This is a genomic window from Streptomyces durmitorensis (assembly GCF_023498005.1).
GTDB lineage: Bacteria > Actinomycetota > Actinomycetes > Streptomycetales > Streptomycetaceae > Streptomyces > Streptomyces durmitorensis.
The window spans coordinates 6,126,037-6,144,442 of sequence record NZ_CP097289.1 but is presented as its reverse complement, the minus strand read 5'-3'; the positions used below and the strand labels follow the sequence as shown (position 1 = coordinate 6,144,442).

The window sequence follows — 18,406 nt, the reverse complement described above, 5'->3', positions numbered from 1 at the left end:
CACCAGTGCGACACCCTCATCTTCCCCAGGTGAGCACCGTCTCTCCCTCGAACATGACAACGATCCACACACAATGCCCCGTTAGTGTGGTGACTCTGCCCGGTGCATCTCCTGGGCAGGCCGCTATGCCTGGAGGTACCTGCCGTGTTCCTGTCCGTCCTGACAGCAGCCGGAACGGACCCGGACGACAAGACGACGCCGAAGTCCCCGACCTTGGAAGACGCCCAGGAGAGCGCGACGAACGCCGCGAGCTGGGTCGAGCAGAACTGGTCGGCGTGGCTGGGCATCGGGCTCCGCATCCTGCTGATCGTCGCCGTCGCCGTCGTCCTTCGCGTGGTCATCCGGCGTTCCATCACCAAGCTCATAGATCGCATGAACCGCACGGCGCAGTCCGTGAACGGCACGGCGCTCGGCGGTCTCCTCGTGAACGTGGAGCGCCGCCGCCAGCGCTCGCAGGCCATCGGCTCCGTGCTGCGCTCGGTGGCGTCGTTCCTGATCCTGGGCACGGCCGCGCTGATGATCCTGGGCACATTCCAGATCAACCTCGCCCCGCTGCTCGCCTCGGCGGGTGTCGCGGGTGTGGCGATCGGTTTCGGCGCCCGCAACCTCGTCACGGACTTCCTCTCCGGCGTCTTCATGATCCTGGAGGACCAGTACGGCGTGGGCGACTCCATCGACGCGGGCGTGGCGTCCGGCGAGGTCATCGAGGTCGGTCTGCGCGTCACCAAGCTGCGCGGCGACAACGGCGAGATCTGGTACGTCCGCAACGGCGAGGTCAAGCGCATCGGCAACCTCAGCCAGGGCTGGTCCACGGCGGGCGTCGACGTCACCGTGCGCCCGGACGAGGACCTGGAGAAGGTCCAGGCGAAGCTGCTCGAGGTCGGCGAGTCCATGGCCAAGGACGAGCCGTGGAACGAGCGCCTCTGGGGCCCGGTCGAGGTACTCGGCCTGGACAGCGTGCTGCTGGAGTCGATGGTCGTGCGGGTCTCCGCGAAGACGATGCCGGGCAACGCCCTCGGCGTGGAGCGCGAGCTGCGCTGGCGCATCAAGCGGGCCTTCGACGAGGCGGGCATCCGCATCGTGGGCGGCCTGCCGCTCCAGGCGACGGAGGAGGCGCCCGCCGACCCGTCCGCGGGTGTCGCGGCGCCGTCGGCGTACGCCTCCGCGACCTCGCCGCAGTCGCTGGCGGCCTCCCCGATAGCGCCGCCGCCGAACCTGGCGAAGTAGCGGCGGCGCGGGGGCTCAGGCCCGCTTGTAGTAGTACCCCTCGCCGTGGGAGGGGCCCACGTTGTGCTGGACGCCGCTGCCGTTGATGGTGAAGTACGAGGGGTCCAGGGTCGGGTGGCAGTAGGCGGGCCTGCTCCCGACGAAGCTGGCCGTCCCGACGTTGATGCGGCTGCCCTGGCTCGTCGTCGACGTCACCTTCGCGGCGTACGTGCAGGCGGTCTGCTGGTCGAGGACCAGGCGGACGGAGCCGCTCGCGGAGATGGTCACCTTGTCCGGCTGACCGATGTTGTAGTCGCCGCCGAACCTCCAGGTGTCGGCGAAGAACGACGGGACCCCGCCCGTGCCGTCCGAGCCGTCCCCGCCGGAGCCGGAGCCGGGGTCGCCCGAGCCGTCGCCGGAGCCCGCGCCGCTGGACGAGCCCGCATCGGAGTCGCTGCCGGACGAGCCGCCGGGTGACGTGCCGTCGCCCCCGTCGGAGCCCGCGGCACCGTCCGAGGAGCCCGCGGAGCCCTTGGAGTCCTCCCCGCCCTGGCCGTCGGCCGCGCTCTCGCCGTCCTTGCCGTCCGCCCCGTCCTTGCCGTTCTCGTCCTTCTCCCCCTTCTCGTCCCCCTTGCCCTTGTCGTCCTTGTCCCCCTTGCCGTCATCGGCCGGTGAGCCGCTGGGCGAGGCGTCCTGGCCCGGCGCCGCCGGGGAGCTGCTGGACGGCGGCGACGCCTGGTCTCCGCTGTCGCCGCCGAACGGCTGCATCACCACGAACGTGCCGCCTCCCACGGAGAGCACGGCGACCACCGGGAGCCCGATCACCAGCGGGCGGCGCCGGCGGGCCCGCTTCCGCTCCTGGTCGGAGGTGACCGCCGGGGTGTCACCGGACGCGGCCACCGCCACGACCTCGGGGATGCCCGGCTCCGCGCGCAGCCGCGCCGTCTCCCGGTCGGGGACCCCGGCGGCGGGCGGCGCCTCCTCGCGCACGGGCTCCGCCGCCTCCGCGTCCAGGAGCCTTGCCGCCTGCTGGGCGAGGCGCGTCACGACCTCGGCGGGCAGCCACGCGGCCGCCGAGGGCTGGGGGCGGGTCCGCTCCGGGTCCGCCAACAGCTCGTCCACGGTGGGACGTTCGTCGGGATTCTTGGCCAGGCAGCGGGCGATGAGCGTACGCAGTCCGTCGTCGCGCACCTTGTCGAGGTCGGGTTCGGCCTCGACGATCTGGTACATCACGGCGTGCTGGTTGGTGACCCCGTGCCCGAAGGGCAGGACGCCCGTGGCCGCGTACGTGAGCACGCAGCCCAGCGTGAACACGTCGCTCCCCGGGCCCGCGCTCTGGCCGCGGATCTGCTCGGGGGCCATGAAGCCGGGCGAGCCGATGACCATGCCGGTGCTGGTGAGGAGCGACTCGACGGACGAGGTCCGCATGGCGCGGGCGATGCCGAAGTCGATGACGCGGGGGCCGTCCACGGTGAGCATCACGTTGGACGGCTTGAGGTCGCGGTGGACGATCCCGGCCGTGTGGATGTCCTGGAGCGCGTGCAGCAGGCCGTCGGCGAGCGCGTGCACGGACTTCGCCGGGAGCGGGCCGTGGCCGCGTACGACCTGTTCGAGGGAGAGGCCGGGGACGTACCCCGTGGCCACCCAGGGGTGCTCGGCGTCCGGGTCCGAGTCGAGCACGGGCGCGGTGTAGCGCTCGCCGACGCGCCGCGCGGCGTCGATCTCCCGGCGGAAGCGGGCCCTGAACTGAGCGTTCGTGACGTGCTCTTCGTGGACGACCTTCACCGCGACGGTGCGGCCGCTCTCGGAACGGGCGAGGTAGACCCGGCCCATGCCGCCCGCCCCCAGCCTCCCGAGCAGGAGATAGGGCCCTATCCGGGGCGGATCGCCCGCCGTGAGCGGCTTGATGCCTCCCCCGGTGTCTTCGGCACCCTCGTCGGCGTGGCCCCCGCCGGTCGCACTGGTCATGGTGGTCTTGTCCCCCGGTCGTCCTGCCTGGTCGGTCGAACAGACGTGAGGATATGCGCCGGGGATCTCCGCGGTGAAGCGTGGTGGTGGCCAACTGGGCGGTGGCCGAGTGGAGTTCCCGGCCCGCGGCGGGCCCCCTGGCCGAACGCCTCGCGTGCACCCTGTGCAACACCGGCTCCACCAGGTAACGACTTGGTTGCCGCAGGAGCATCCGCTATTGACGCCTCATTCACGCCAGCCGTACGGTCCTCACGAATTGGAAAGTTTCCTAACAGTTGCACAAGAGGCAAGAGGCAGGTGTCGTGATGGCAGCAGCAGGCAGCACTCCGGGGACCCCGGGCACGCCGAGCGTCCTGCGCGCCATGAACGACCGGGCGGTGCTCGACCTGCTCGTCGCGCACGGCCCGCTCACCCGCACCCGCATCGGCGAGCTGACCGGGCTCTCCAAGCCCACCACCTCGCAGCTGCTCGGGCGCCTGGAGGCAGCAGGTCTCGTGCACACCACGGGCAGCCTCAGCGGACGTCCGGGGCCCAACGCCCTGCTGTACGAGATCGACCCGGGCGCCGGCCATGTCGCCGCGCTGTCCGCGAACCCCACCGGGATCACCGCGCTCGTCGCCGACATCACCGGCACCGTTCTCGGCCAGGCACGCGTCGAGGCCGTCGCCGTCGCCGAGGACGTGCGCCACCGCACCGCCCAGCTGGTCACCGAGGCCGTCGACGAGGCGCTGCGCCAGGCGGGCCTCGGCCACGAGGACCTGCGGGCCGCGGTGATCGGCACCCCCGGCGCCATCGACCCCCACACCGGTGCGCTGCGGTACGCCCCGCACCTGCCGGGCTGGCACTCCCGCACCCTGCGCGACGACCTCGCCGCGGTGCTCGGCACGCCGGTCGACATCGAGAACGACGTGAATCTGGCCGCTGTCGCCGAGCAGTACGAGGGCGCGGCGCAGGACAACGACAACTACGTGCTGACCTGGCTCGACGAGGGCGTCGGCGCCGCCATCGTGCTCGGCGGCACCCTGCTGCGGGGCGCGACCGGCGGCGCGGGCGAGATCGGCTACATGCCGCTGCCGGGCGCTCCCCTGGTGCGCACCGGCCCTCAGGACGGCGGCGGGGGCGGGGGCGGCTTCGAGAGCCTCGTCTCCGCGTACGTCGTGCGCGAACTCACCGGCGGCGGGGCGACGTTGGCGCAGGTCATGGCCGACGACGCCGCGCTCGGCGAGGTCGCACGGCGCATCGCCACCGGCATCGCCGCGGTCGTCGCCGTCGTGGACCCCGAACTCGTCGTGCTCTCCGGCTCGGTGGCCCAGGCGGGCGGCGACAAGCTGCGCGCCAGGGTCGAGGAGGAGCTGACCGGGCTCGCCCTGCCTCGCCCGCAGATCCGGATCAGCGAACTCGACGGCGACCCGATCCTCACCGGCGCCCTGCGCTCGGCGCTCACCCAGGCCCGCGACCAGGTCTTCGACACGGCCTGAGCACGACGGCCTGCCCCTCCCTGCCCCTCCCCGCACCTCAACTCCCCTCCCCCGTAAAGGAAGTCCGCCATGCCGCGATGGCGCATGCCCACCTGCGCGTCCGCGGCGCTCGCCGCAGCCGGCCTCTTGCTCTCCGGCTGCGCCAACCCGAGCGTCGGCAGCGCGAACGACGACCCGACCAAGCCGGTCACCCTGAAGTTCTGGCACGGCTGGTCGACGCCCGGCGAGGTCAAGGCCGTCAACGACAGCATCGACCGCTTCGAGAAGCTGCACCCGAACATCAAGGTGAAGGCCACCGGGAACGTCTCCGACGAGACCGTCAACCAGGCCCTGCGGGCGGGCGGCGACAAGGCCCCGGACGTGGTGTCGTCCTTCACCACCAACAACGTGGGCCAGTACTGCGACTCCGGGATGTGGGCGGACCTCGATCCGTTCATGAAGAAGACCGGCCTCGACAAGCGCAAGGTGTTCCCCAAGACCCTGCTCGACTACACGAGTTACCGCGGCAACCAGTGCGCCCTGCCCCTGCTCGCCGACGCCTACGGGATGTACTACAACAAGGACGCCTACAAGAAGGCGGGGATCGAGCGCCCGCCGCGCACGATGTCCGAGTTCAAGAAGGTCGCCAAGAAGCTGACCGTGCGCAGCGGCAGGAACTCGTACAAGCAGGTCGGGTATCTCCCCAACTTCCGCTTCTACCAGAACAGCCCTGACCGCCTCTTCGCGCAGTGGGGCCCCCAGTACTTCGACTCCGAAGGAAATTCGCGCCTCGCCGAGGAGCCGAAGACGTACCAGTTCTTCAAGACCGCCCGGCAACTCGCCGCGGCCCAGGGCGGATTCGACGACCTGGAGCGGTTCCGGCTGACCTTCGGCGACGAGATGTCCACCCAGAACGCCTTCCTGACCGGCAAGGTCGCCATGCACCTGGACGGTGAGTGGCGCGGCCTGATGCTGGACGAGGCGAAGGCGAAGTTCGACTGGGGCGTGGCGCCGCTGCCCGTCCCCGACGACCAGGCCGACACCTACGGACGCGGCTTCATCACCGGCACCGTCGCCGGGATCGCGCACAGCAGCAAGCACCAGAACGCCGCGTGGGAGCTGGTGCGGTTCCTGACCGCCGACACCAAGCAGGTCGTGAACTTCGCGAACGCCATCCACAACGTGCCCTCCACGTTCGCGGCGCTCAAGTCGCCGGACCTGGACGCCGATCCGACCTTCCGGACCTTCTTCGACATCCTGCGGAACAAGCACAGCAAGGCCCTGCCGCCCTCCGTCAACGGCGGCGCCTACGTCGTCTCGCTCGGGGACTTCTCGTACGCCGTCGAGGCCGGACGCGTGGGTGATCTGCGAGGGCGCCTGAAGAAGCTCGACGAGCAGATCGACGCCGACACCCTCCAGTCGAAGAGCTGAGCTGAGGACCCCGCCATGGCACTTTCCCTCTCCAACCCGGCGCGCCGCAGACTGCGCACGCTCGGATTCCTCTCCCCCTGGCTGGTCGGCTTCAGCGTCTTCTTCGCGTATCCGCTGATCGCCACCGTCTACTTCTCGTTCATGCACTACAACCAGATCAAGGAGCCCACCTTCGTGGGCCTGCGGAACTGGAAGTACGTGTTCGACCAGATGCCCCTGTTCGGCCCGGCCCTGTGGAACACCCTCTGGCTGGTCGTGATCATGGTGGCCGTGCGGGTGGTCTTCGGGCTCTCACTCGGGCTGCTCATCACGAAGATCAAGACGGGCGCCGGGTTCTTCCGCACCGCCTTCTACCTCCCCTACCTCGCCCCGCCGGTGGCCGCCACCGTCGCCTTCGTCTTCCTGCTCAACCCCGGCACGGGTCCGGTGAACGAGATCCTCGACGCGGTCGGGATATCGGGGCCCAACTGGTTCAACGACCCGGACACCGCCAAGCCCTCGCTGGTGCTGCTCTCCCTGTGGGGCATCGGCGACCTGATGGTGATCTTCATGGCGTCGCTGCTCGACGTGCCCAAGGAGCAGTACGAGGCGGCCGACCTCGACGGCGCCGGGGCATGGGCCAAGTTCCGCTACGTCACCTGGCCCGCGATCACCCCGATCGTGATGTTCGCGGTGGTCACGGGCGTCGTGCAGACCATGCAGTACTACACGCAGGCCCTCGTCGCGGGGAAGGTCGCGTCCGGCGTCAACATCGGTCCCGGATCGGTGATCCAGCCCGGCTACCCGGACCACTCGACCCTCACGGTCCCCCAGCTCGTCTACCAGATGGGCTTCCAGAACTTCAACACCGGTGCCGCGTGCGTGCTCTCGCTCGTGCTCTTCGCCATCGCCATGGCCGTCACGCTGCTCCTGATGCGCAAGCGCTCCGGGCTGCTCTCGGCGGAGGACTGAGGAATCATGACAACCACGACGCTCACCGCGCCCACCGCGCCCGAACGCACCGCCCCGGCTCGGGGCCCCGCCGCCGCCCGCGCCCGCCGCAAGCGCGTCCTGCACTGGATCGCCGTGCACAGCGTGGCGATAGGCGTCGCGCTGCTCTTCGTCCTGCCGTTCGTCTTCGTCTTCCTGACGTCGGTGATGAGCGACTCGCAGGCCATGAGCGGCGACCTGTGGCCCGACTCCTGGCACTGGTCGAACTACAGGGAAGTCTTCGAGACGCCGGGCTTCCTGGACTGGTGGCGCAACTCGCTGATGTACGCGGGCCTGGGCACCCTGTTCACCGTCTGCTCGGCGATCCCCGTCGCGTACGCGCTCGCCAAGTTCCGCTTCCGCGGCCGGCGCACCGCCATGCTGCTCGTCATCTCGACGATGATGCTGCCGCCGCAGGTCATCGTGATCCCGATGTATTTGGTGTGGGCCCAGCAGTTCCACCTGTCGGGCACCCTGTGGCCGCTGATCATCCCGATGGCGTTCGGCGACGCGTACTCGATCTTCCTGCTCCGTCAGTTCCTCCTGACGATCCCCAAGGAGTACATCGAGTCGGCGAAGGTCGACGGCTGCGGCGAGTTCCGCACCATGATCAAGATCGTCGTGCCGATGGCCAAGCCCGGCATCACCGCGATCGCGCTCTTCCAGTTCTTCTACTGCTGGAACGACTACTTCGGCCCGCAGATCTACGCCGCCCAGAACCCCGGCGCCTGGACACTGAGTTACGGCCTCGAATCCTTCAAGAGCGCCCACGCCGTCAACTGGAACATGACCATGGCCGCGACGCTGCTCGTCATGGCGCCCGTCATCCTCGTTTTCTTCTTCGCACAGAAGGCCTTCGTCGAAGGCGTCACCCTCACCGGAGTAAAGGGCTGAGAACCGATATGAAGCTCGCAGTGGTCGGCGGAGGGTCGACCTACACACCCGAACTCATCGACGGATTGGCACGGTTGAGGGACAGCCTGCCGATCGAGGAACTCGTCCTCGTCGACCCGGCCGCCGACCGTCTCGAACTCGTCGGCGGGCTCGCACGGCGCATCTTCGCCAAGCAGGGGCACCCCGGCCGCATCGTCACCACGTCCGACGTGGACGCGGGCGTCGCGGACGCCGACGCGGTCCTGCTCCAGCTGCGCGTCGGCGGGCAGGCGGCCAGGCAGCAGGACGAGACATGGCCCCTGGAGTGCGGCTGCGTCGGCCAGGAGACCACCGGCGCGGGCGGCCTGGCGAAGGCACTGCGCACCGTGCCCGTCGTCCTGGACATCGCCGAGCGCGTACGGCGCACGAACCCGAACGCCTGGATCATCGACTTCACCAACCCGGTGGGCATCGTCACCCGGGCGCTGCTCCAGGCCGGGCACAAGGCCGTCGGCCTGTGCAACGTGGCGATCGGCTTCCAGCGGAAGTTCGCCAAGCTGCTCGACGTCGCGCCGGGCGAGGTGCACCTCGACCACGTGGGGCTCAATCACCTGACGTGGGAGACGGGCGTACGTCTCGGAGGGCCCGGCGGCGACGACATCCTGCCCAAGCTGCTCGCCGAGCACGGGGACGCGGTCGCCGCGGACCTGCGCATGCCGCGCGGGATCGTCGACCGGCTCGGCGTCGTGCCCTCGTACTACCTGCGCTACTTCTACCAGCACGACGCCGTGGTCGAGGAGCTGCGGACCAAGCCGTCGCGCGCCGCCGAAGTGGCCCAGATGGAGCGCGAGTTGCTGGAGATGTACGGCGACCCGACGCTGGACGAGAAGCCGGAGCTGCTCGCCAAGCGCGGCGGCGCCTTCTACTCGGAGGCGGCCGTGGACCTGGCGGCATCGCTGCTCGGCAACGGCGGCAGCCCCTACCAGGTGGTGAACACCGTCAACAACGGCACGCTGCCGTTCCTGCCGGACGACGCCGTCATCGAGGTGCAGGCCACGGTCGACGGCAAGGGCGCCAAGCCCCTTGCCGTGCCGAAGCTGGACCCGCTGTACGCCGGGCTGATCGCGAACGTCACCGGGTACGAGGACCTGGCCCTCCAGGCGGCCCTGCACGGCGGCCGGGAGCGGGTCTTCAAGGCGCTGCTCGCCCACCCGCTGGTCGGCCAGTACGCGTACGCGGAAGCGCTCACCGACCGGCTGATCGCGCACAACCGGGAGCACCTGGCGTGGGCGTAGGCATGAGCGTGCTCGCGATCGACGCGGGCAACAGCAAGACCGACGTCGCGGTGGTCGCGGCCGACGGCGAGGTCGTCGGCTCGGCACGCGGCGGCGGGTTCCAGCCGCCCCAGGTCGGCGTCGAGACCGCGGTGGACATCCTGGAGGAGGCGGTGACGCGGGCCCTGGCCGAGGCGGGCGTCGACTCCGTGGGCCATGTGTCCGCGTGCCTCGCCAACGCCGATCTGCCCGTCGAGGAGCGGGAGTTGGCCGCCGCCCTGCGCAGGCGCGCGTGGGGGCCTTCGGTCGACGTGCGCAACGACACCTTCGCCATACTGCGGGCCGGACTCCTGGAGGACGCCGAGCCGCGGGGCGTCGCCGTGGTGTGCGGCGCGGGCATCAACTGTGTGGGCATGCTGCCCGACGGGCGTACCGCGCGCTTCCCCGCCATCGGCCGGATCTCCGGCGACTGGGGCGGCGGGGGCGGCCTCGCCGAGGAGGCGCTCTGGCACGCGGCGCGGGCCGAGGACGGCCGCGGCGACGCGACCGCACTGCGCGAGGCGCTGCCCGCGCACTTCGGCCTGCCCTCCATGTACGCGCTGATCGAGGCGCTGCACCTGGGCGCCATCGCCCCCGTGCGGCGGCACGAGCTGACGCCGGTGCTCTTCGCCACGGCGGCGGCGGGCGACGCGGTGGCGCGCTCCCTGGTGGACCGGATGGCCGACGAGGTCGTCGCCATGTCGACCGTGGCCCTGGACCGCCTGGACCTGCTCGGCGAGGAGACGCCCGTACTGCTCGGCGGCAGCGTCCTGGCCGCGCGCCATCCGCAACTGGACGACCGCATCCGGGCGTTGCTCGCCGACCGGGCGCCCAAGGCGGTGGCCCGCGTGGTCGTCGCCCGTCCCGTGCTCGGCGCCGCGCTGCTCGGCCTCGACCAGGTGGGGGCGCCCACCGAGGTGCACGCGCGCGTGCGGGGGCAGTACGAGGGTGGCGTGGGGGTCTGAAGCAGCTCGGTTCATCGGCCCGGCAGGGAACCGAACCGCACTGAATCGCGTATTGAAGGGAAGGGGTGGTGTGCGATCTTCGCGTGTCCGGACAGGGGGTCCGGACACGATGATCAGAACAAGATCCAGTCAATGCCTGTGCGGATGTCACTCCCTGCGGCGATACTTGCGCCCGTGCACTTCTTCCCGCACCGCGCACGCCGGGCGGAAGTGAACGTCCGATGACCAAGGGGGAGGTCGAGGTCGAGGTGACATACCCGCCAAGCGGCAGCGCCGCGCCGCCGGGACAGGCAGCGCCGACGATGCCCACCGTCCCGCCTCAGGCAGGACACGGCTCCGCGGCACCCGCGCAGACCGTGCAGAGCGCACCGCCCCGCCGCCCCGCCTGGGTCGAGGGCCGCGACCGGCTGCGCGCTGCGGCGACCACGGAGCCCGGCAAGCTGCGGATCATCGGCGCCGTCCTCGCGCTGCTCGTCATCGCGTTCGGCGCGGTCACCACCTGGCAGATGTCGGAGCGTTCGGACGCCGCGAACAGCGTCCTGAACCGCAGCCAGCCGCTGAGCGACGACGCGGCGGCCATCTACCGCTCCCTCGCCGACGCCAACACCGCCGCGTCCAGCGGCTTCCTCGCGGGCGGCCAGGAACCGGCCGACGTGCGCAAGCGGTACAAGGACGACATCGAGCGGGCCTCCGAGAAGCTGGCGAACGCCGCGTCGAACGCGGGCTCGGGCTCATCGGCCGCCGACTCGGTCAGCAAGCTGAACAAGCTGCTCCCGGAGTACACCGGCCTGATCGAGCGGGCCCGCGCGAGCAACCGCCAGGGCCTCCCGCTGGGCGGCGCCTATCTGCGGTACGCGAACGACAAGATGCAGACCCAGATGCTCCCGGCCGCCGAGCAGCTCTACACCGTGGAGAAGCAGCGGCTGAACGCGGACTACGAGGACGCGAAGCCGTATCCCTGGTTCGCCATCGCCCTCGGCCTGCTCACGCTCGGCGCCCTGTTCTGGGCCCAGCGCCGCAACTACCGCCGGACGAACCGCGTGTTGAACCACGGCCTGGTCGCCGCCACCGCCGCGTCCGCGATCGTGCTGCTCTGGCTGGTCGGCGGGCACAGCTTCGCGCGCTCGGGCCTCGGCGACTCGTACGACCACGGCGTGAAGTCCCTGAACGTCCTGAACGACGCCCGCATCAGCTCGCTGAAGGCCCGCAGCAACGAGAACCTCACGCTGGTCAGCCGCGGCGCCGAGACCGTCGAGGTCGGCGCGAAGAAGGACATCAAGGACAAGTTCGACGTCGCCTACCAGGCGCAGATGAAGCAGCTCGGCAGCGCGGACAGCGGGCTGCTCGGCGAGGCCGTGGACGTGGCCGACAACGCCGCGGGCAAGAACCCCGTCGAGGAGGCCGCGAAGAACGTGGGGGTCTGGAAGGACCGCCACAAGACCGCGCGGGACAGCGACGACGCGGGCGACTACAAGGGAGCGCTCGCCAAGGTCGTCGGCGACAAGGACGACGAACCCACCGGCGAGTGCTTCGACAACGTGGACAAGGCGCTCGAAGTCGCGCTGACGCACGAGCGGAACGAATTCGAGCAGGCGGCCAAGGACGGCAAGGGAGCGATGTCCGGGCTCCCGGTGGGCGCCGCCGTGCTCGCGGTGCTCGCCGCCGCCGGTGCCGTGCTCGGCGTCGGGCGCAGGCTGTCGGAGTACAGGTGAGAGGGGGCGAGCGGACGATGCGTACGCAAGGACTGGCGAGGCTGCGCGGCTGGGGCGGAGCTGCCGCCATGGCGGTGGCCTGCGCGCTCACAGGCTCCCTCATGCTGGTGCTGCCGGAGGCCGGCAGCGCGGTCAGGTCCGACAAGGGCGCGGACCAGGCGTCCCCGGCTTCCGCCAAGGGCGCTCCCGCGCGCGCCGAGGAGTGCGAGAGCCCGGAGGAGAGCCTCTCCCCCGACGACAAGGACGGCCCGACGATCGAGGCCATCCGCGACCGCAAGGTCAAGAAGCTCATCGTCGGCGTCGACCAGAACAGCTACCGCTGGGGATATCGCGACCCGAACAAGGCGACGGCGACGCTCGAAGGCTTCGACATCGACCTCGCGCACAAGATCGCCGAGGAGCTCCTCGGCGACCGCGACGCCGTGCTCTTCCGCGCCATCCCCACCAACCAGCGCGTCAAGGCGATACAGACCGGCCAGGTCGACATGGTCGTACGGACCATGACGATCACCTGCGAGCGCGAGAAGGACGTCTCCTTCTCCACCGCCTACTTCAAGACGGGCCAGCAGGTCCTCGCCCCCAAGTCGTCGAAGATCACCGGGTTCGACGACACACTGGACGGCAAGAAGGTCTGCTCCGCGAAGGGTTCCACCGCGCTCACCAAGCTGGGCGAGCTCAAGAAGAAGGGCCTCGATGCCGACATCGGGACCACGGTCCCCAACCAACTCGACTGCCTGGTAAGGCTCCAGCTCGGCGAGGTGGACGCCGTCGTGACCGACAGCGCGCTCGCCGCGAGCCAGGCCGCGCAGGACCCGACGGTCGAACTCAAGGGCGACGCGCCGCTCAACACCGAGTACTACGGCGTGGCGATGAAGAAGCCGGAGAAGGGCGAGGACGACCTGGTGCGCCGGGTCAACCAAGTCCTTGAGGACTACCGCAAGAGCGGCTGGCAGAAGAGTTACGACAAGTGGCTGAAGCCGGCACTCGGCGAATCGGCGGGACCGCCCGCACCGAAGTACAGCGACTGAGCCGGACGTGCACAGCAACGCAGAGCGGAGAGGTGATCGATGAGCGTCGCGGGACCCCCCGGTCCTGTGATGGACCGGGACGAGGTGGACCGTGCGCTGGCGCGGCTCGACGCCGAGCACGAGGCGATCGAGACCTCGCTCCTCGCCCTTCAGGATCATGCGGGCCGCCGACTCCTCGAAGGCGCCGGTCTCACCGGCACCACACAGGAGCGCTGGCAGTCCACCGAGCAGCAGATCACCCTCCTGTGGGCGTACTTCGACGCGTACGCCGCCGCCCTGCGCACGGCGCACGAGACACGGGCCCGCAGACGCTGGCCGGGCAGGGACGACCTGGTGGAGCTGACCGAGCTGCTTCGCGGTGAGAGCGTCACTGTCGCCGGCGGCGCCGCCCCCGCACCGTCGGCCTCGATCACCGGCCCGGCCAAGCTCACCGAACGCTTCACGCTCATCGAACTCGTCGCACGGATGAACGACCTGTACGCGCACTCGCTCGACATGGTCGTGGCCGCCGACGCGGTCTGGTCCGCGCTGCCCGCCCGCATAGACCTCCTGGCCGCCGAACTGCACCGCACCCGCCAGCTCGCGCACTCCGTGGGCGTACGCCCCGGCGAGCACCCCGCGGGCGACGACCTGGAGCGGATCACGGCGGAGCTGACGCGCCTTCGCGAGCAGGTGATCTCCGATCCGCTGGCCTTCTGGCAGCCCGCACCGGGCAGTTCGGCCCCCGGCGGCGGCCGTCCGCACACCGAGCGGTACGACCGCGAGGCCCGCGCCCTGGAGGACGTACGCCGTGAGATCGACGCGGTGCTCACCGTCCGGCAGGACGCGGAGCTGCGCCTGGGCAGGCTGCGTGACGTGCTCTCGCGCGCCGACCGCACCCTCGCCGAGGCACGCTCCGCGCGCGGCGAGGTCCTCGCCAAGATCGCCGCTTCCGAAGTGCCCGCCGTCAGCGGTCCTTCGACCGCGTTGCAGGAACAGCTGGCCATGGCCTCCGACTACCGCAGGCACGCCCAGTGGCACCGGCTCTCCCCGCTCCTTGAGTCCCTGGAGGAGAAGGCCGAGGACGAACTGATGCGCGCCCGCGAGTCGTTGACCGCGGTCACCCAGCCCCTGGCGATACGCGCGGAGCTGCGCGGCCGTCTGGACGCGTACAAGGCGAAGGTCGCCCGGCTCGGCCACGCGGAGGACCCGCTCCTGGTCGAGAAGTACGACGCGGCGCGACGGATGCTGTGGAGCGCTCCCTGCGATCTGCGCGTCGCCGAACAGGCGGTGCTTCGTTATCAGCAGGCGGCCGCAGAAGTCCTTGCGCCGCGGGTGCCGCAACAGGGCGGTCCCACCGACCGGAGGGGGGAAGCATGAGCGAGCAGCGGAAGTGCCAGCGACCCGGATGCACAGGGTCGTACGAGGACGTGGGCGGCGGCGAGCTGTACTGCGACACCTGCGGCCTTGCCCCGGTCGTCTCGCCGACCGGCATGGTGTCCTCGCCCCCGACCGGCATCACCGGCGGCGGCAAGGGGTCGGGCAGCAGCAGCTCCCGGTCCAGCTCGCGCGCCTCGTCGCGCTCGTCGTCCAGGTCCCAGTCCTCGCGCCGTTCGGTGTCGGGGCGGCTCTCGCGCTCGCTGTCCGGCAGCACGACGTCCCGCTCGGTCTCGGTGCGCAGCTCGGGCTCGGGGGCCGGTTCGTCGGCGCGCAGCAGGCTGGGCGTGGGCCTGGTGCTTGTGCCCGAGGTGCCGCGCCCCGATCCCCGCCAGGCCGTGCAGGAGAACCCCGAGGTCCCCGAGCGCAAGCGCTTCTGCTCGCGCTCCGACTGCGGGGCGCCGGTGGGCCGAGCGCGCGGTGAACGGCCAGGGCGCACCGAGGGGTTCTGCACCAAGTGCGGCCACCCGTACTCGTTCGTGCCGAAGCTGAACACGGGCGACATCGTGCACGGCCAGTACGAGGTCGTGGGCTGTCTGGCGCACGGCGGGCTCGGCTGGGTCTATCTCGCCGTCGACCGCGCGGTCTCCGACCGCTGGGTGGTCCTCAAGGGCCTGCTCGACACGGGCGACCAGGACGCGATGGCCGCCGCGATCTCCGAGCGCCGCTTCCTCGCCGAGATCGAGCACAGCAACATCGTGCGCATCTACAACTTCGTCGAGCACCTCGACCAGCGCACGGGCTCCATGGACGGCTACATCGTCATGGAGTACGTCGGCGGCAAGTCCCTCAAGGAGATCGCCAACGAACGCCGCACGGCGCAGGGCAAGCGCGACCCGCTGCCCGTCGAGCAGGCCTGCGCGTTCGGCATCGAGGCGCTTGAGGCGCTCGGCCATCTGCACAGCCGCAATCTCCTGTACTGCGACTTCAAGGTCGACAACGCCATCCAGACCGAGGACCAGCTCAAGCTGATCGACATGGGCGCGGTCCGCCGCATGGACGACGACGAGTCGGCCATCTATGGAACGGTCGGCTATCAGGGCCCCGAAGTCGCCGAGTTGGGCCCGTCGGTGGCCTCCGACCTGTACACGGTGGCGCGCACCCTCGCGGTGCTCACCTTCGACTTCCAGGGCTACACGAACGTCTTCGTGGACTCCCTTCCGGACCCCGACAACATCGAGGTCTTCCGCACGTACGAGTCCTTCTACCGCCTCCTCGTGCGCGCCACCGACCCGGACCCGGCCCGCAGGTTCGCATCGGCGCAGGAGATGGCGGAGCAGCTCACGGGCGTCCTGAGGGAGGTCGTGGCCCTCCAGACGGGCCGGCCGCGCCCCGCGCTCTCCACCCTGTTCGGGCCCGAGGTGAAGGTCACGGACACGGAGCTGTTCGCCGAACTGACCGGCGACGTATCGCAGTTCGGGGTACGCGTACTGCCCCAGGGGCGGCGCAAGGGCCGACCCGCGCTGACGGCGGGCGAGAGCAACGGCCAGGCAGGCGGCACTCCGGCGATCGCGTCGCCGCCCGTGCCCCCGGCCGCCCCGCCGGCCCGGATCGTCCGCGCGCTCGACGCCCCCGCGACGGCGCTGGCCCTGCCGGTGCCGCGCGTCGACCCTAACGACCCGAACGCCGGGTTCCTCGCCGGCCTGATGGCTTCCGCGCCCGCCGAGCTGATCACCGCCCTGCGGGCCGCGCCCTCCGACTCCGTGGAGCTGCGGCTTCGCGGGCTGCGGGCCCGCCTCGCCATGGGTGAACTGGATTCGGCCGCACAGGCGTTGACCGATCTTGAGATACAGCATCCGGACGACTGGCGGGTGGTCTGGTACCGCGGTGTCGCCTCGCTCGCGACCGGTGACCACGAGAACGCGGCGCTGTCCTTCGACGCCGTGTACGACGCGTTCCCCGGCGAGCCCGCGCCCAAGCTGGCCCTGGGCGTCTGCGCGGAGGTCCTGGAGCAGCTGGACAACGCGGCCGAGTACTACCGCCTCGTATGGGCCACCGACCCGAGCTATGTCAGCGCGGCGTTCGGCCTGGCGCGCGTGCAGCTCGCCGCGGACGACCGGCGCGGTGCCGTGCAGACCCTGGAGTCGGTCCCCGAGGCCTCGATCCACTACACCGCGGCCCGCGTGGCAGCGGTGCGGGCGAGGCTGCGCCACCGTATGACGTTGGCCACCACGCCGTCACCCGGCGCCCTTTTCCTCGACGACCTGACGGCGGCGGCGGGGCAGGTGGACGCCCTCGCGGGCTTCGGCCTGGACGCCGTGCGCCGTGAGCGGCTCTCCACCGAGGTCCTCGGCACCGCGTTGGACTGGGTACTCTCCGGTAGGCACTCAGGTCACGCCGCCGCTCCACCGGCAGCACCCGCTGCACCGGCGGGCGGCTCGCGGACCGTGCTGCTCGGCAGCGAGCTGGACGAGCGCGGCCTCCGGTTCGGCCTGGAGCGCTCGTACCGCACGCTTGCCCGGCTCGCACAGGGTGGCGAGGAAAGGATCGAACTGGTGGAACGGGCCAACCGTTTCCGCCCTCGGACGTGGGTGTGAAGATGTCGCAGATGCACCAGCAGACTGCCGGGGCGGGTTCCACGTGCCCCGGCTGCGAAGAGCCGCTGGAAGCGGGTGACCTGTTCTGCGGCGCGTGCGGGTACGACCTGTCGGCGCAGCCGGTGGGGTCGGACGACCGCCCCACCGTCGCGATGAACGGCTCGTCGTCCGCGCCGCCGCCCGACGCGTCGTCGCAGTGGCCCATCGCCCCGGACGTGGACAGCTCCGACATGCCGGTGCCCGCGCACCTGCCCACCGACCTGCCGGTCACGGAGTCGTCGGGCGGTGAGCTCTCCCCGAACGCGGGCGAGGCCCGGGACGCGGGAGACATTCGTACGGACGCTCCCGTCCCCCGGCCCGCCGAGCCGGACGAGTACCCCCTGCCCGCGCCCGCCGCCCCGCCGGAGCCCGAGCCCGCCGATCCCCGTGCGGTCCTGGCCGACCCCACGCCGCCCGCGGGCACCAAGCTCTGCGTGGCGTGCCGTTCGGGCCGCGTGGACCCGGACGGCTACTGCGAGAACTGCGGGCACGCCCAGCCGCGTGAGCGCGACCACATGGAGCAGGAGCTCGACGCGGTCGCCGCGGTCAGCGACCGGGGCCTGCGCCACCACCGCAACGAGGACGCGTTCGCGATCTCGTCGGCCGCACTGCCGGACGGTTCCCCCGCCGTCGTCGCGATCGTCTGCGACGGTGTCTCGTCCGCGACCCGCCCCGACGAGGCCTCCCTCGCCGCGTCACGCGCGGCCAACGAATCGCTGCTCGCCGCCCTGCCGCGCGGCACGCACCCGCAGCAGGCGATGCACGACGCGATCCTGTCGGCGGCCGACGCCGTCAACGCCCTTGCCGCGGAGCCCACTCAGGCCAGGGAGCACTCCCCGCACCAGAACGCGCCCGCGTGCACGCTCGTCGGCTCGATCATCGCCGGTGGCCTCCTGGTCGTCGGCTGGGTCGGCGACAGCCGCGCGTACTGGGTCCCCGACGACCGCAGCGGCCCGACCGTCCGGCTCACGGAGGACGACTCGTGGGCCGCTCAGATGGTGGCGGCGGGTCTGATGAACGAGGCGGAGGCGTACGCGGACGAGCGCGCCCACGCCATCACGGGCTGGCTCGGCGCCGACGCGTACGAACTGGAGCCGCACACCGCTTCCTTCAAGCCGGACCGTGCGGGTGTAGTGGTCGTATGCACGGACGGACTGTGGAACTACGCGGAAGCGGTGGAGGAAATGGCACGCGCCGTGCCCGTCGATTCCGCCCTGCGCCCGCTGCACAGCGCCCAGGTCCTGGTCGGCCACGCCCTGGACGGCGGGGGCCACGACAACGTAACAGTGGCGATTCTGCCGTTCCGTGTCGTGCCGCAAGGGGCAGGATCGGCCTAGGTCCTGTCGTCGGACTCCCGTCGTCCGCCCGGAGGGCGGGCCCCGCGGCGTCAGGTGCGTGCTCTCGGCGTGCCGGGCGTAGACCCTCGTACTGGACCGTACTTGGGTCTGCGCCCGGTGCGGCGAGAGTGCGTGCATGGCGTCGCGGGGCAGAC

At 71.1% G+C, this 18,406-nt stretch carries 13 protein-coding genes; 12 read left to right on the top strand and 1 reads right to left on the bottom strand.

Translation table 11 applies throughout. The features are described from left to right. Window positions 1–144 precede the first annotated feature (144 nt). The gene (locus tag M4V62_RS27440; protein ID WP_249589881.1) at window positions 145–1,227 is read left to right on the top strand and encodes a mechanosensitive ion channel family protein; all 1,083 of its coding nucleotides are present in this window, start codon (window positions 145–147) and stop codon (window positions 1,225–1,227) included. 15 nt (window positions 1,228–1,242) lie between these two features. Here M4V62_RS27440 and M4V62_RS27435 read toward each other — a convergent pair whose 3' ends face one another. Then, window positions 1,243–3,174, bottom strand: a complete 1,932-nt coding sequence (locus tag M4V62_RS27435) for a serine/threonine-protein kinase (protein WP_249589880.1) — start codon at window positions 3,172–3,174, stop codon at window positions 1,243–1,245. 305 nt (window positions 3,175–3,479) lie between these two features. Here M4V62_RS27435 and M4V62_RS27430 point away from each other — a divergent pair, with 305 nt between their 5' ends. The 11 genes from M4V62_RS27430 to M4V62_RS27380 all read left to right on the top strand — a co-directional run bounded on the left by M4V62_RS27430 (window position 3,480) and on the right by M4V62_RS27380 (window position 18,251). Continuing rightward, window positions 3,480–4,652 carry an ROK family transcriptional regulator gene (locus tag M4V62_RS27430; RefSeq protein WP_249589879.1) on the top strand — a complete coding sequence of 391 codons (1,173 nt, stop codon included), beginning with the start codon at window positions 3,480–3,482 and terminating at the stop codon, window positions 4,650–4,652. 69 nt (window positions 4,653–4,721) lie between these two features. Continuing rightward, entirely contained in the window at window positions 4,722–6,062 is a 1,341-nt protein-coding gene (locus M4V62_RS27425; RefSeq protein WP_249589878.1) for an ABC transporter substrate-binding protein, read from the top strand. Between the two features lie 15 nt (window positions 6,063–6,077). Beyond that, window positions 6,078–7,013, top strand: coding sequence for a carbohydrate ABC transporter permease (locus tag M4V62_RS27420; RefSeq protein WP_249589877.1), 936 nt, complete (start codon window positions 6,078–6,080; stop codon window positions 7,011–7,013). Window positions 7,014–7,019: 6 nt separating this feature from the next. Then, window positions 7,020–7,925 (top strand): carbohydrate ABC transporter permease, encoded by a 906-nt coding sequence (locus tag M4V62_RS27415; RefSeq protein ID WP_249589876.1) that lies wholly within the window; start codon window positions 7,020–7,022, stop codon window positions 7,923–7,925. A gap of 8 nt (window positions 7,926–7,933) precedes the next feature. Then, entirely contained in the window at window positions 7,934–9,199 is a 1,266-nt protein-coding gene (locus M4V62_RS27410) for a 6-phospho-beta-glucosidase (protein WP_249589875.1), read from the top strand. Window positions 9,200–9,201: 2 nt separating this feature from the next. Then, window positions 9,202–10,182 (top strand): N-acetylglucosamine kinase, encoded by a 981-nt coding sequence (locus tag M4V62_RS27405; RefSeq protein ID WP_425574996.1) that lies wholly within the window; start codon window positions 9,202–9,204, stop codon window positions 10,180–10,182. A gap of 248 nt (window positions 10,183–10,430) precedes the next feature. Continuing rightward, window positions 10,431–11,894, top strand: coding sequence for a hypothetical protein (locus M4V62_RS27400; RefSeq protein ID WP_425574997.1), 1,464 nt, complete (start codon window positions 10,431–10,433; stop codon window positions 11,892–11,894). 17 nt (window positions 11,895–11,911) lie between these two features. After that, a complete protein-coding gene (locus M4V62_RS27395; protein ID WP_249589872.1) occupies window positions 11,912–12,922 on the top strand; it encodes a glutamate ABC transporter substrate-binding protein in 1,011 nt (336 codons plus the stop codon). Between the two features lie 39 nt (window positions 12,923–12,961). Then, a complete protein-coding gene (locus tag M4V62_RS27390; RefSeq protein WP_249589871.1) occupies window positions 12,962–14,281 on the top strand; it encodes a coiled-coil domain-containing protein in 1,320 nt (439 codons plus the stop codon). After that, window positions 14,278–16,875 carry a serine/threonine-protein kinase gene (locus tag M4V62_RS27385; protein ID WP_249589870.1) on the top strand — a complete coding sequence of 866 codons (2,598 nt, stop codon included), beginning with the start codon at window positions 14,278–14,280 and terminating at the stop codon, window positions 16,873–16,875. The genes M4V62_RS27390 and M4V62_RS27385 overlap by 4 nt, the downstream gene beginning before the upstream one ends. A gap of 2 nt (window positions 16,876–16,877) precedes the next feature. Beyond that, window positions 16,878–18,251 (top strand): PP2C family protein-serine/threonine phosphatase, encoded by a 1,374-nt coding sequence (locus M4V62_RS27380; RefSeq protein WP_249589869.1) that lies wholly within the window; start codon window positions 16,878–16,880, stop codon window positions 18,249–18,251. Window positions 18,252–18,406 lie beyond the last annotated feature (155 nt).